The organism is Bradyrhizobium sp. KZN70725, from assembly GCF_055264925.1.
Genome location: NZ_JBUYWT010000040.1, coordinates 24,726 through 38,474 on the forward strand (window position 1 = coordinate 24,726; position 13,749 = coordinate 38,474).

A 13,749-nucleotide genomic window follows, 5' to 3' on the forward strand; every position below is an offset into this window, starting at 1 on the left:
GTTACTGCCAGAACTGTGTCCAGCTTTAATCGGCAGAACGATGTCCGGTTCCCGCTATTTGTCCAACGGGTTCTGGTGATGCACCCAGCGGCCGAGCAGATGATGGGCAATCGCGAACGGATGCGGGCCGGCGAGCCCTTCGGGATGCTGGCGCTTCAGCATCAGCGACGCCTCGGCATGGTCGAACCAGCGCGCATCTTCCAGCTCGGTGCGGTCGACCACGATGTCCTCGTTGGTCGCGCGCGCGGTGCAGCCGATCATCAGCGATGACGGATAGGGCCAGGGCTGCGTCATGTAGTAATTGACGTCGGTGCAGCGGATGCCGGACTCCTCGAAAATCTCGCGCCGCACGGCGTCCTCGATGGTCTCGGCGGCCTCCACGAACCCGGCGAGGCAGGAATACATGCCGGGCATGAACTGCTTCTGCCGTCCCAGCAGCACCTTGTCGCCATACGTGACCAGCATGATCACCACCGGGTCGGTGCGCGGAAAGTGCTCGGCCTTGCAGCTCGGGCATTCGCGCTTCCAGCCGCCGTCCTTCATCGCGGTGCGGGTGCCGCAGTTCGGACAGAAGCCGTGGCGCTGATGCCAGGTCACCATCGATTTCGCCATCGCGATGGCCGAGAGCTGCTCGGGCGGCACCACGCCCTGCATCGCCATGCCGCGCAATTCGGTGATCGCGACGTCGGCGCGTCCGACCAGCTTCTCGGCCGCCTGCGGCGCGATCCCCATGCCGAAGATCGGCGCGGCGTTGCGCAGCCCCAGGAAGATCGTGCCGGGATTGGCGCCGTAGCTGCGGGCTTCCTCCAGCGACAGCAGCGCGCGGGCGCTGCCGTCCTCCTGCTTCACGACCAGCGAGTCGCGATAGATCACATAGGCTCTAGCCTCGCGGTGGCCTTCCAGCGCGAACAGCTTCTCGTCGTTGGTGCGCAGATGCGCGGCGCGGTCCAGCACGTGGGTGACGAAGGCCGGCTGGCCGAGCGGAAATGAATCGAATGCAGACATTGAATGTTCAACCCAACCAGATCTTGCGGCGAAGCGCGCTGATGAAATTCTGCACTTCCTCGGCGTCATGCGCCAGCGGCGGCATCACGCCCCAAACGGGACGCGGCCATGCAGCGTCGCTGGTGCGGCGCGCGATGATGTGGACGTGCAGCTGCGGGACGAGGTTGCCGAGCGCGGCGACATTCAGCTTGTCGCACTTGGTGACCTCTTTCAGGGCCCGCGAGACGCGGGTGATTTCCGTCATCAGCTGCGCTTGCGCGACCTCGTCGAGGTCGATGATCTCGACCGCGCCGTCGCGCCGCGGCACCAGCAGCAGCCACGGATAATGCGCATCCTTGATGACGAGCACCTTGCACAGCGGCAGGTCGCCGATGTCGATGGTGTCTTTCTTGAGCTGCGAATGCAGCGACCAATTGGAGGCGGGCATGGGGGGCAAATAATGCCTTTCCGTGTTCCCAGACAAGCCCCGCAAAGCCAGCCTTACAAAGCCGGGTCAGGCCGCTTGCTTTCCGGCGGTTTTGGCCCCAAATAGGGACCGGGAGATTGGCGGTGGACGAGCCACTCGCCAACCGGGTCAGGTCCGGAAGGAAGCAGCCCTAACGAGGTCCGGATCGGGTCGCTCGTCAGTCTCCTACCTGTTTTTCCGAGCGAATCGCGCTGGAATGGCGGTCTCCGCGCCCGGCGCTCGATTTTGGCTCCTATCCGCACGCCGGCTGAAGAGACAATTCCCAAGTTGCGGATCGATGCATGAATGACGCTGGCGACCCCTCCCATCCGTCCGACGGCGCAGGCAAAGGCACCCTTGACGGCGGTTTCGATCTCGGTGGCGCGCCGGACGCCGCAAAACCCTACCGCGTTCTTGCCCGCAAATACCGCCCCACCAGCTTCGAGGACCTGATCGGCCAGGAGGCCATGGTGCGCACCGTCTCGAACGCGTTCGAGACCGGGCGAATTCCGCAGGCCTGGATCCTCACCGGCGTCCGCGGGGTCGGCAAGACCACCACCGCGCGCATCCTCGCCCGCGCCTTGAACTACGCCAAGCCGGACGGCTCGGTGCAGGGGCCGACCATCCACATGCCGGACCTTGGCATCCACTGCCAGGCGATCATGGAAAGCCGGCACATGGACGTGCTGGAGATGGACGCCGCCTCCCACACCGGCGTCGACGATGTCCGCCAGATCAATGACAGCGTGCGCTACGCGCCGGCCAGCGCACGCTACAAGGTCTACATCATCGACGAAGTCCACATGCTGTCGACGGCGGCCTTCAACGCCTTCCTGAAGACGCTGGAGGAGCCGCCGGAGCACGCCAAGTTCGTGTTCGCCACCACCGAAATCCGCAAGGTTCCGATTACGGTGCTGTCGCGCTGCCAGCGCTTCGACCTGCGCCGCGTCGAAGCCGACGTGCTGATGAAGCATCTCGGCAACATCGCGGCCAAGGAAGGTGTCGAGGTCGAGCCCGAGGCGCTCGGCATCATCGCGCGGGCGGCCGAGGGATCGGTGCGCGATTCGCTGTCGCTGTTCGACCAGGCGATCGCGCATGCCGCGGGCGACGTGAAGGCCGACGCGGTCAGGCAGATGCTCGGCCTCGCCGACCGCACCCGCGTGATCGATCTGTTCGAACAGCTGGCGCGCGGCGATATCGCCGCCGCCTTCGCCGAATTCCGCGCGCAATATGACGTCGGCGCCGATCCGGTCGTGGTGCTGTCTGACCTTGCCGAGTTCGTCAATTTCGTCACCCGCGTGAAGTTCGTGCCGGGGACGGCCGACAATGTTGCGTTCGGCGAGACCGAGCGGGTGCGGGCGCGCGAGTTCGCCGCCAAGCTGTCGATGCGGGTGCTGTCGCGGATGTGGCAGATGCTGCTCAAGGGCATCGCCGAGGTGCAGACCGCGACGCGCCCGGCCGCCGCGGCCGAGATGGTGCTGGTGCGGATCGCCTATGTCGCCGATCTGCCGACGCCGGACGAGGTGATCCGGATGATCGAGCAGAATGGCGGCGGCGCGGCGCCCGCGGCGTCGGGTTCCGCCGCGTCGTCACCGTCACGCGGCGCACCGAGCTCGGCGATGTCGGCCATGCCGTCGGCGCCGGTGCGCACGCCGCAGGCCGCGCCGCGCGGCGATCTCGCCGCGCGTCCGCAGATGGCAGCGCCGGTCGCCGATGCCGCGCCGGCGCTGCGGATATCAAGCTTTCCGCAACTGATCGCGCTCGCCGGCGAGAAGCGCGACATCATGATGAAGAGTGCGCTGGAAGCCGATGTGCGGCTGGTGCGCATCGAGGACGGCCAACTCGAGATCGCCCTCGAGCCGAAGGCGCAGCGCGCGCTGGTCACCGATCTGTCGCGCAAGCTCGAACTATGGACCGGGCGGCGCTGGACCGTGATCATCTCCAACGAGGCCGGCCAGCCCACGGTGCGCTCGCAGAACGAACTGGCGCGCAGCGAGCACCAGCGCGCCGCCGAGGCCGATCCGCGCGTGCAGGAGGTGCTGGCGCGCTTCCCCGGCACCAAGGTGGTCGAGGTTCGCCGCCTTGCCGCCGAGGTTCCGGTTTCGGATGCGTCAGGCGAAGACCCGATTGAAACTTCCGACAGCGACGACGATTGATATTTGGCTATAGGGACGCACGCATGGCTGATTTTCTCGGCATGATGAAGCAGGCAGCGCAGCTGCAATCCAAGATGCAGGAGATGCAGGAACAGCTCGGCAATGTCGAGGTCGAAGGCATCTCCGGCGGCGGCCTGGTCACGGTGCGCATGACCGCCAAGATGGAAGTGAAGGGCATCAAGATCGATCCGTCGCTGATGAAGCCGGAGGAACGCGAGGTGCTCGAGGATCTCCTGGTCACCGCGCATGGCGATGCACGCCGCAAGGCCGAGACCGCGATGCAGGAGAAGATGATGGCGCTCACCGGCGGGCTCGGCCTGCCGCCGGGATTTGGTCCGACTTAAATGGCTGCAAGCGTTGCCGGCCCCGAGATTGAACGCCTGATCCAGTTGCTAGCGCGGCTGCCCGGGCTCGGGCCCCGTTCGGCGCGGCGCGCGGCGCTGCATCTGATCAAGAAGCGCGAAGCCCTGATGACGCCGCTGACCGCGACGCTGCAGGTCGCGATCGACAAGATCCAGGTCTGCAAGACCTGCGGAAACATCGATACACAAAACCCCTGCACCGTGTGCACGGATCCGCGCCGCGATCCCTCGATCATCGTCGTGGTCGCGGACGTCGCCGACCTCTGGGCGCTGGAACGCGCCAATGCGACCAATGGCCGCTATCACGTGCTCGGCGCGACGCTGTCGCCGCTCGACGGCGTCGGTCCACAGGATCTCACCATCGATCAGCTGGTGGCGCGTGCGCATGCGCCCGAGGTCAGCGAGATCATTTTGGCGCTCAATGCGACCGTCGATGGCCAGACCACCGCGCATTACATCACCGACCTGTTGTCGGAGGCCAATGTGCGGGTGACGCGGCTGGCGCATGGCGTGCCGGTCGGCGGAGAGCTTGATTACCTCGATGAAGGTACGCTATCTGCAGCCATGCGGCAGCGGACGCTGTTCTAGCGCGCGATGCTGGCGCCGAGCGCGCGTCAGGCGCCAAGCGATCGGTCACAATCCGAAAAGATCGCACCGAAACAAAATGGTAGGGTGGATGCCGATTCGGGGACGGTCATTCACGCTCTGACGAATCAAGATACGGAACCACTGACAATGACGGCACACCGATTCGGCGTACGCTTGTTCGGCGTACGTTTGGGCTTTGCGCTTCTGACGGCAACGTTCGCCGCGCCTTGCGCGCTCGCGCAGCAGGCCGACGCCCCGCAGAAGCCCGGCAAGATGATCCACGCCGGCGACGTGCTGTCGGGAGAGCTCGGCGTCATGAAGGTGCGTGACGCCAAGAACCGCGGCAAGCGCGTCGCGACCTACCAGATCACCAGCGAGCCGCGCCGGCTGCCGCCGCCGAACGGTCTGTGCAATCTCGAGACCGGGCCGGAAACCTTCCAGCTGATTCCGACCGACGACGCCCAGGCCGCGCAGCTCAAAAGCCTCTCCGGCAAGGAAATCTCGGTGAAGGTCGACGAAGTCGCCTGCGCCAAGGATGCCGGCGAGATGAGCGAAGCCATCGTCACCAAGTGGAGCGTGGTGGCGAAGTAGTCACCCCAACTTCGGTGCCATCGCCCGGCTAGACCGGGCGATCCAGTACGCCGCGGCTTCTCCACCGAATCACGAACGCCTCTGGAATACTGGATCTCCCGGTCAAGCCGGGTGATGACAGGGGAGCTAGACCCTGACCGGCCCCAGCTCGTCGAAATGCCCGCGCCGCTGCAGCCAGGCGAGCAGGATCAGGCTCGGGATCGCGACCAGCACGCAGATCACGAAGAACATCTGCCAGCCGACGGCCTTGGCGACATAACCGGCGCCTGACGACAGATAGGTGCGGCCGACCGCGGCGAGCGCCGTGAGCAGCGCGTACTGGGTCGCGGTGTGCAGCGGATTGCGGCACAGCGCCGACAAATAGGCGACGAAGATCACGGTGCCGATCGCGCTGGTGAAATTCTCCGCGGTGATCGCAAGCGCGAGCGCCCATTGATCGACGCCGACATGGGCGAGCCAGGAGAATGAGAGATTGGCGACCGCCTGCAGCACGCCGCCGATCCAGAGGCTAGTCGCGAGCGAATAGCGCCGCGCCACGAAGCCGCCGGCAAAGCCGCCGATCAGGGTCGCGGCAAGGCCGACGCCTTTCACGATCGCCGCGTAATCGACCTTGGAAAAGCCGATGTCGATCACGAACGGCGCGGTCATGGTGCCTGAAAACGCGTCGGTGAACTTGAACAGCACCACAAAGGCGAGCGCCGCGAAGGCGTCCTTGCGGCTGAGGAACTCGGAGAACGCGCCGAGCGCGGCATGTAGCACGCGTTCGGCCGGGTTCTGCGCATGCGTCGCCGCCTCCGCGCCCTTCGATTGCGTCGGCTCGGTCGCCGCAAGCGCGGTGACGATGCCGATCACGACCAGCGCGGCCATCACCACATAGCCCCACATCCAGGCCGACAGGCGCACGAGGCCAGCGGACTCGAAGCCGCTGACGATGAACAGCGCGCCTGCGGTCGAGACCAGCATGCCGACGCGGTAGGCCGCGACATAGGACGCCATGCCGGCGGCCTGCTCGCTTTCAGGCAGGCTTTCGACGCGGAAGGCATCGACCACGATGTCCTGCGTCGACGATGCGGTTGCGACCAGCAGCGCGGCGAAGGCCGCGAACCACGGCGATCGCGCCGGATCGGCCAACGCCAGCACCAGGATCGCCGCGATCAGCAGCAGCTGCGAGAACAGCAGCCAGCCGCGGCGGCGGCCGAACATCTGCGTGAACAGCGGAACATGCAGCGCGTCGACCAGCGGCGCCCAGAGGAATTTCAGCGTGTAGGGCGTGCCGATCAGCGCCAGCAGCCCGATGGTGCCGAGATCGACCCCGGCCTCCTTCATCCAGACCTGCAGCGTCGAGCCCGACAGTGCCAGCGGCAGCCCCGAGGAGAAGCCCAGCAGCAGCACGATCAGCACCCGCGGCTGCAGATACACCGCAAAACTGTCGCGCCAGGAGGTGGCGGCGGGGGGATTCTTTTCCGATTGGGTCGCGGTCACTTCGGGCGCGGTCATGTCCCTCTGTTAGCAGATTCGACCGCAGCTGCCTTGGCTCCCTCTCCCCGCTCTTTCGCGGGGAGAGGGTTGGGGTGAGGGGCTTTCTCAGCGAATTATGACGGGTGCAATGTGCGGAAGCTCCCCCTCACCCGAAATTCGCGCGATGCGCGAATTTCGACCTCTCCCCGCAAGCGGGGCGAGGTGGCTACTCCCCTGCCTGCAGCTTGCGCGGGGCGGGGAACAGGTCGGGGGCGGGCTTGACGAAGCGGGGGACCTCGATCGGGGTCTCGGACTTGCTGAAGTCGAGTTCCTCGATCCGGCCGGCGCGTTTCTCGATCTTGTCGGCGGAGATCAGGATCTGCCTGACGTCCTCGTTCACCTGGCCGAAATGGGTCTGCAGCTTGAGCACGCGATCGCGCAGGCGGCCGAGGTCGTCGCCGAGATGCATCACCTCGTTGCGGATCTGGTCGGCGGCGTCGCGGATGCGGGCGTCCTTCAGGATCTGCTGCATCACCTGGATCGCCAGCATCAAGAGCGAGGGCGATACCAGCACGACGCGCGCGCGATAGGCCTTCTGGATCACGTCGTCGAAGCCGTCATGGATCTCGGCATAGACCGATTCCGACGGCACGAACATCAGCGCGGTGTCCTGGGTCTCGCCAGGGATCAGGTACTTCTCCGCGATGTCGCTGACATGCTTCAGCACGTCGGCGCGCAGCCGCTGGCTGGCGAATTTGCGCTCCTCGTCGCTGCGCGCATCGTGCAGCGCGGTCATGGCCTCGAGCGGGAATTTCGCGTCGATGCAGAGCGGGCGCTGGTCGGGCAGAAACACCACGCAGTCCGGCCGCTTGCCCGACGTCAGCGTGTACTGGAACTCGAACGAGCCCTTCGGCATGCCGTCCTGGACGATCGCCTCCATCCGCGCCTGGCCGAAGGCGCCGCGCGATTGCTTGTTGGCGAGCACGTCGCGCAGCGTCGTCACCTGGGTGGTGAGCTCGTTGAGGTTCTTGTGCGCGTGGTCGATGATGCCGAGCCGCTCATGCAGCACGCGCAGCGAATCCATCGTGTTGCGGGTCGATTGCTCCATCGACTGGCCGACCCGGTGGGTCACCGAATCGAGCCGCTCGTTGACGGCCCGGGCCATCTCGGCCTGGCGGCCGGCCAGCGCCTGCGCCATAGTATCAACCTTGGCATCGACCCGCCCGGAGGATTCGCTCTGGGCCCGCAGCATGTCGGCGAGGCGCTCCTCCAGCTCTTCGGCGCGGATGGCCTGGGCCATTGCGAGTTCCGCGCCGCGCCGGCTGGCGCGTGCGATCACCACCGCAATGGCGAACAGCAGGATCAGCGCCAGCGCCCCAAGGCCGATCAAGGCGTCGGAGACACGGACGGGAAGGTCGCCAATCGTGAGGAGAATCTCGTTCATGCCGGCAGTTGTAGCCGATTCGCGGCCCGGCGCGAACGAAGAGGGAACGGTTATGGCAAATGCATCCCTGATTTTCCGGGTTAATGCGGAGTGAAGAAACGTGGTTAACGTTGTCCTAACGGGTTCCTGAGCGCATTGACCCCATGAAGTCAGCAGCTTAAATCGCCGCCATGGCATTAAGAGAAATTATCATCCTGCCGGACAAGCAGTTGCGGCTGGTGTCGAAACCGATCGAGAAGGTGACGCCGGAGATCCGCAAGCTGGCCGACGACATGCTCGAGACCATGTATGACGCGCCCGGCATTGGGCTCGCGGCGATTCAGGTCGCGCAGCCGCTGCGGCTGATCACCATGGATCTCGCCAAGCGCGACGAGAACGGCGAGACCACGGCGAAGCCGCGCGTCTTCATCAATCCGGAGATCATTGCGCGTTCGGAAGAACTGTCGGTGTACGAAGAGGGCTGCCTGTCGATACCCGAATATTACGAGGAGGTCGAGCGGCCGGCGCGGGTGCGCGTGCGATTCACCGATCTCGACGGCACGGTGCATGAGGAGGATGCGGAAGGGCTCTACGCCACCTGCATCCAGCACGAAATCGATCATCTCAACGGCGTGCTGTTCGTGGATTATCTGTCGAAACTGAAGCGCGACCGCGTGTTCAAGAAATTCGAGAAGGCCGCCAAGCGCGCGGCGGAGTAGGCGCGGTCGCTTTCCCGGACGCGTCATGGCCGGGCTTGACCCGGCCATCCACGTCTTGCTTCGCTGTCGCCGAAAACGTGGATGCCCGGGGCTTCTTGTGCGAAGACGCGCTTCGCGCTTAAGCACTCCAACTGCTACCGAGCCTGTCTAATGCCTCTCCGCCTGATCTTCATGGGCACGCCCGATTTCGCGGTGCCGACGCTGCTGGAGCTCGTGGCCCATGGCCATGAGGTCGTGGCGGTCTACACCCGCGGGCCGAAGCCGGGCGGGCGACGCGGCCTGCAGCTGCAGCCGACGCCGGTCGAGCAGGAGGCGCGCCGCCTCGGCATTCCCGTGCTGACGCCGAAGACCCTCAAAACGCCGGAAGCACTCGAGGAGTTTCGCGCGCATGACGCAGACGCCGCCGTCGTCGTCGCCTATGGCATGATCCTGCCGCAGGCCATTCTCGACGCGCCCAGGCTCGGCTGCTTCAACCTGCATGCCTCGCTGCTGCCGCGCTGGCGCGGCGCCGCGCCGATCAACCGTGCCATCATGGCTGGCGATGCCGCGAGCGGCGTGATGGTGATGAAGATGGATGTCGGCCTCGACACCGGGGACGTCGCGATGGCCGAGCGGTTGCCGATATCGGACAGCATGACGGCATCCGATCTGCACGACGCGCTGGCGCCGCTCGGTGCCGACCTGATGGTGCGCGCGATGGCGGCGCTCGGGCGCGGCGGCTTGCAGCTGACGAAGCAGAGCGCGGACGGCGTCACCTATGCGGCCAAGATCGAGAAGGCCGAGGCGCGGATCGACTGGAAGCAGCCGGCGCATGCGGTGCTGCGGCACATTCACGGGCTCTCGCCGTTTCCCGGCGCCTGGTGCGAGCTCACCGGCGAAGGCGAGCCGGTGCGGCTGAAGATCCTGCGCTGCGAGCAGGCGAAAGGCTCGGGCGCACCGGGCGATGTGCTCGACGACAATTTCGCGATCGCCTGCGGCGACGGCGCGATCCGGATCCTCGAACTGCAGCGCGCCGGCAAGGCGCCGATGAAGGCGGCGGACTTCTTGCGCGGCACGCCGCTGAAGCCGCCTGCGCGGCTCGGCTGATGCCCCGCTACAAGCTCACCATCGAGTATGACGGCACGCCGTTCTCCGGCTGGCAGATCCAGGACACCGCGCCGACCGTGCAGGGCGCGCTGGAGGCGGCGGTCAAGGCGATCTGCGGCGAGGACGTGCGCGTCCATGGCGCAGGGCGTACCGATGCCGGAGTGCATGCGCGCGGCCAGGTCGCGCATTGCGACATCGCCAAGCATTTTCCGCCCGGCCGCTTTCGCGACGGGCTGAATGCGCATCTGCGGCCCAATCCGATCGGCGTGCTCGCGGCTGACATCGTGCCCGACGATTTCGAGGCGCGGTTCTCCGCGACCAGGCGGCACTATCTCTATCGCATCACCAACACGCGCGCGAACCTCGCGCTCGACATCGGCCGCGTCTGGCGCGTGCCGCGCGCGCTCGATGCTGACGCGATGCACGCCGCCGCGCAGCGCCTGCTCGGCAAGCACGACTTCACCACCTTCCGCGACACCGAGTGCCAGGCCAAATCGCCGGAGAAGACGCTCGATCAGCTCGATGTCACCCGTGACGGCGCCGCCGTCAACATCGTGACGTCGGCGCGCTCGTTCCTGCACAGCCAGGTGCGTTCGATGGTGGGCTCGCTGGTCTGGGTCGGCGAGGGTCGCTGGAGCGCCGACGATCTTGCCGGTGCGCTCGCCGCCCGCAACCGCGCCGCCTGCGGCCCCGTGGCGCCGCCGGACGGGCTCTACCTGATGCGGGTGGATTACTAGGCGGTGTGAATGATCTTGTAGGATGGGTAGAGCGAGGCGAAACCCATCATGTGCGCCGCGATTCGAGGTAATGCGTTTCGCTGCGCTCTACCCATCCTACAGGCTGTATCTGGTGCGAGTGGATACTAGATCTAGTGCGAGTGGATACTAGCGGCCCCAATCCCTACTGTGCATGGGGTTGTTTTCGATGTTTTTGTCCAGCCGGGCGGCTGGCCTACCCGAAATACCGCTCCAACACGCCCCGATAGATCCGCGTCAGCTTCTCCAGATCGGCCACCGGCGTGCGCTCGTCGACCTGGTGCATGGTCTGACCGACCAGGCCGAACTCGATCACCGGGCAATAGCTCGAGATGAAGCGCGCGTCCGAGGTGCCGCCGGAGGTCGATAGCTCCGGCCTGCGGCCGGTGATCTCCTCGATCGCGGCGACCGCGAGGTCGGTGAACGGGCCGGGCTGGGTGACGAACACGTTCGAGTTCGACGGTTGCCAATCGATATGGGCGCGGATCCGGTTGCCGCAGGCTTTCGCCAGCCGCTCATCGACCATCTGCCGCAGGCTCTCCTGGGTGTGGTTGTCGTTGTAGCGGATGTTGAATTTCGCCCGTGCCTGGCCGGGGATCACGTTGCTCGCGGTGTTGCCGACATCGACGGTGGTGAATTCGAGGTTGCTGGCCTGGAACTGCGCGCTGCCGTGATCGAGCGGCTCGTCACTCAGCGCCACGATCAGCCGCGAGATATCAGGCACCGGGTTGGAGGCGCGGTGCGGATAGGCGACATGGCCCTGCACGCCGTCGACCACCAGCGTGCCGGACTGCGAGCCGCGCCGGCCGATCTTGATCATGTCGCCCAGCACTTCGACATTCGAGGGCTCGCCGAGCACGCAATGATCGAATGTCTCGCCACGCTCAGCGCACCATTTCAACAGCTTGACGGTGCCGTTGATCGAGACGTCTTCCTCGTCGCCGGTGATCAGGAAGGAGATCGAGCCGTTGCCATTCTCTTGTGGCTTGCCGCCACGGTCCTGCAGATATTGCAGCACCGCGGCGACGCTGCAGGCGATGCCGCCCTTCATGTCGACGGCGCCGCGGCCATAGAGATAACCGTCCTTCACCTCGCCGGAGAACGCGCCGAGCGTCCACGCCGCTTCATCGCCGGGCGGCACCACGTCGGTGTGGCCAGCGAAGGTGATATGCGGCGCCGAGGTGCCGATGCGCGCATAGAGGTTGTCGATATCGGCGGTGCCGGGCTCGGAGAACGTCACGCGGTGGACTTCGAAGCCTGCGGCTTTCAGCAGGTTTTCGAGCACGCCAAGCGCGCCGGCGTCGGCCGGGGTGACGGAGGGGCAGCGAACGAGATCGCGGGTAATCGAGACGGCATCACTCATGCGCCTCGCTTAACACGTCACACGGCGGGTGGACCAGCTTTGTGCGGCACGATATCGATCTCGCTCTGCTGATCCCAGCCGCGCGCGGAGCGCGACCCGCTGTCGCGGCCTTGCCGCACATGGGTTTTCCCAAGCGGATTGGGGCCGTAGCGATTGGGGTAGCTGGTGCCGCGCAGAAAGGCGAGCTCGACGAAGCCCCAGACGTAAAGCACGAAGACGATCAGGCCCGCGGCCGTCACCCAATAGGATTCATCGGAGAGCCGGTCCGAGAACTGGCTCATGAGACCCGGGATCGCGAAGAACGGGACCATCCACCAGCCGCTCTTGTCGCGGTCGTGCAGGCGCTTGATCGAGACCGCGACATAGACCCAAACGAACAAGAACGTTCCGCAGGCCTTGACCAGCAATGCCGGCAATCCGGCCCAGCTCAGCGATTTGTAGCTGTCGGGGTCGAAGGCCCGGAAGATGTCGTCGACATTGAAGCTGAACCCGTTCTTGCCGCCGAGGCCGGCCGAGACCGCCAGTAAAGCCAGGAACATCATCCAGCAGACGATGATCAGCCCTGCGAGCCAGAATTTGGCCCGGTTGACGCGGCCCTTGAAGCCGAACAGGTAATTGGCCCAGTCCATGAAAATAAGCTCCGGGCTGCGGCAATTCTTCGCGGCCCGGAGATATGTCGGCGTCGGATCGAAATTGGTTCGATCAGTCCAGACCCGTCGTCCTGAGGTGCGAGCCTTGCGGCGCAATTGCGCCGCTGGGCGAGCCTCGAAGGATGCACGGCCCCGCTGGTGGCCGTCGACCCTTCGAGACGCCTGCTTCGCAGGCTCCTCAGGGTGACGGTGATGGACTGATCTCGCGGCGAAAAAGCGATCAATCCCGCAGCAGCTCGTTGATGCTGGTCTTGGCGCGGGTGCGCTCGTCGACCCGCTTGACGATCACGGCGCAGGCGGTGGCAGGTCCCGGCTGGCCGTTCTTCAGCGGCTTGGCCGGCAGGGTGCCGGGCACCACGACGGCATATTCCGGGACCTCGCCGACGAAGATTTCGCCGGTCTCGCGGTCGACGATCTTGGTCGAGGCGCCGAGGAACACGCCCATCGACAGCACCGCGCCCTTGCGCACGATCACGCCCTCGGCGACCTCCGAGCGCGCGCCGATGAAGCAGTCGTCCTCGACGATCACGGGCTCGGCCTGCAGCGGCTCGAGCACGCCGCCGATGCCGACGCCGCCGGAGATGTGCACGCGCTTGCCGATCTGGGCGCAGGAGCCGACCGTCGACCAGCTGTCGATCATGGTGGCTTCATCGACATAGGCGCCGAGATTGACGAAGGAGGGCATCAGCACGACGTTGCGGGCGATGAAGGCCGAGCGGCGCACGATCGCGCCCGGCACGGCGCGGAAGCCGGCGTCGCGGAAACGGTTCTCGCCCCAGCCCTCGAACTTCGACGGCACCTTGTCCCACCACGATGCCTTGCCCGGGCCACCCGCGATCTGACCCATGTCGTTGAGGCGGAACGACAGCAGCACGGCCTTCTTCAGCCACTGATTGACCTTCCACTTGCCGCTCGTTTCGCGCTCGGCGACACGGGCCTCGCCCTTGTCGAGCAGCTCCAGCGCGTGGTCGACCGCCTCGCGGACCTCGCCCTTGGTCGAGGTCGAAATGCCTTCGCGGGCGTCGAACGCGGTGTTGACGGTGGTTTCGAGGGCGGACAGCGACATCGGGACAATCCTTGGCGTATCGGGGATTATGACGGGATTTTGCGGGGCTTTTTCGGAATTTGGGGCCGCGGAGTCAAGGCAA

General features: G+C 65.8%; 14 protein-coding genes and 1 other RNA gene. 8 read left to right on the forward strand and 7 right to left on the reverse strand.

What is annotated here, in order from left to right:
• Positions 1-54 precede the first annotated feature (54 nt).
• Together nudC and ACZBJS_RS29760 are read right to left on the reverse strand one after the other, a co-directional pair.
• Positions 55-1,005 (reverse strand): NAD(+) diphosphatase, encoded by a 951-nt coding sequence (gene nudC / locus ACZBJS_RS29755; RefSeq protein WP_316398612.1) that lies wholly within the window; start codon positions 1,003-1,005, stop codon positions 55-57.
• Between the two features lie 7 nt (positions 1,006-1,012).
• Positions 1,013-1,432: an HIT domain-containing protein gene (locus ACZBJS_RS29760; RefSeq protein ID WP_253588645.1), complete on the reverse strand. Its 420-nt coding sequence runs from the start codon at positions 1,430-1,432 to the stop codon at positions 1,013-1,015.
• A 111-nt stretch (positions 1,433-1,543) separates the two neighbouring features.
• On the opposite strand from ACZBJS_RS29760, the gene ffs reads away from it, so the two are divergent.
• From ffs to ACZBJS_RS29785, 5 genes are all read left to right on the forward strand, one after another.
• An RNA gene (gene ffs / locus ACZBJS_RS29765) (signal recognition particle sRNA small type) lies at positions 1,544-1,640 on the forward strand.
• A gap of 112 nt (positions 1,641-1,752) precedes the next feature.
• Complete coding sequence (locus tag ACZBJS_RS29770; RefSeq protein WP_316398613.1) at positions 1,753-3,606, forward strand: DNA polymerase III subunit gamma/tau; 1,854 nt, start codon at positions 1,753-1,755, stop codon at positions 3,604-3,606.
• Positions 3,607-3,629: 23 nt separating this feature from the next.
• Positions 3,630-3,950: a YbaB/EbfC family nucleoid-associated protein gene (locus ACZBJS_RS29775; protein ID WP_028335943.1), complete on the forward strand. Its 321-nt coding sequence runs from the start codon at positions 3,630-3,632 to the stop codon at positions 3,948-3,950.
• Positions 3,951-4,556 (forward strand): recombination mediator RecR, encoded by a 606-nt coding sequence (gene recR / locus ACZBJS_RS29780; RefSeq protein ID WP_316398616.1) that lies wholly within the window; start codon positions 3,951-3,953, stop codon positions 4,554-4,556.
• A gap of 147 nt (positions 4,557-4,703) precedes the next feature.
• Entirely contained in the window at positions 4,704-5,147 is a 444-nt protein-coding gene (locus tag ACZBJS_RS29785) for a hypothetical protein (RefSeq protein ID WP_410469811.1), read from the forward strand.
• 126 nt (positions 5,148-5,273) lie between these two features.
• Here the strand turns inward: ACZBJS_RS29785 and ACZBJS_RS29790 are convergent, their stop codons facing one another.
• Both ACZBJS_RS29790 and ACZBJS_RS29795 read right to left on the reverse strand, forming a co-directional pair.
• Complete coding sequence (locus tag ACZBJS_RS29790; RefSeq protein ID WP_316398617.1) at positions 5,274-6,644, reverse strand: AmpG family muropeptide MFS transporter; 1,371 nt, start codon at positions 6,642-6,644, stop codon at positions 5,274-5,276.
• A gap of 187 nt (positions 6,645-6,831) precedes the next feature.
• Complete coding sequence (locus ACZBJS_RS29795; RefSeq protein ID WP_316398618.1) at positions 6,832-8,049, reverse strand: DNA recombination protein RmuC; 1,218 nt, start codon at positions 8,047-8,049, stop codon at positions 6,832-6,834.
• A gap of 170 nt (positions 8,050-8,219) precedes the next feature.
• Here ACZBJS_RS29795 and def point away from each other — a divergent pair, with 170 nt between their 5' ends.
• From def to truA, 3 genes are all read left to right on the forward strand, one after another.
• On the forward strand, positions 8,220-8,747 hold the full coding sequence (gene def / locus ACZBJS_RS29800) for a peptide deformylase (protein WP_038385628.1): 528 nt from the start codon (positions 8,220-8,222) through the stop codon (positions 8,745-8,747).
• A 150-nt stretch (positions 8,748-8,897) separates the two neighbouring features.
• A complete protein-coding gene (fmt, locus tag ACZBJS_RS29805; protein ID WP_057018976.1) occupies positions 8,898-9,833 on the forward strand; it encodes a methionyl-tRNA formyltransferase in 936 nt (311 codons plus the stop codon).
• Positions 9,833-10,570, forward strand: coding sequence for a tRNA pseudouridine(38-40) synthase TruA (truA, locus tag ACZBJS_RS29810; RefSeq protein ID WP_076834919.1), 738 nt, complete (start codon positions 9,833-9,835; stop codon positions 10,568-10,570). The genes fmt and truA overlap by 1 nt, the downstream gene beginning before the upstream one ends.
• A 214-nt stretch (positions 10,571-10,784) precedes the next feature.
• On the opposite strand, the gene dapE is transcribed toward truA, so the two are convergent.
• The 3 genes from dapE to dapD all read right to left on the reverse strand — a co-directional run bounded on the left by dapE (position 10,785) and on the right by dapD (position 13,667).
• Positions 10,785-11,951 (reverse strand): succinyl-diaminopimelate desuccinylase, encoded by a 1,167-nt coding sequence (gene dapE, locus ACZBJS_RS29815; protein ID WP_316398619.1) that lies wholly within the window; start codon positions 11,949-11,951, stop codon positions 10,785-10,787.
• A 17-nt stretch (positions 11,952-11,968) separates the two neighbouring features.
• On the reverse strand, positions 11,969-12,580 hold the full coding sequence (locus tag ACZBJS_RS29820; RefSeq protein WP_076834921.1) for a DUF805 domain-containing protein: 612 nt from the start codon (positions 12,578-12,580) through the stop codon (positions 11,969-11,971).
• Between the two features lie 241 nt (positions 12,581-12,821).
• On the reverse strand, positions 12,822-13,667 hold the full coding sequence (gene dapD, locus ACZBJS_RS29825) for a 2,3,4,5-tetrahydropyridine-2,6-dicarboxylate N-succinyltransferase (RefSeq protein ID WP_316398620.1): 846 nt from the start codon (positions 13,665-13,667) through the stop codon (positions 12,822-12,824).
• Between the last annotated feature and the right edge of the window lie 82 nt (positions 13,668-13,749).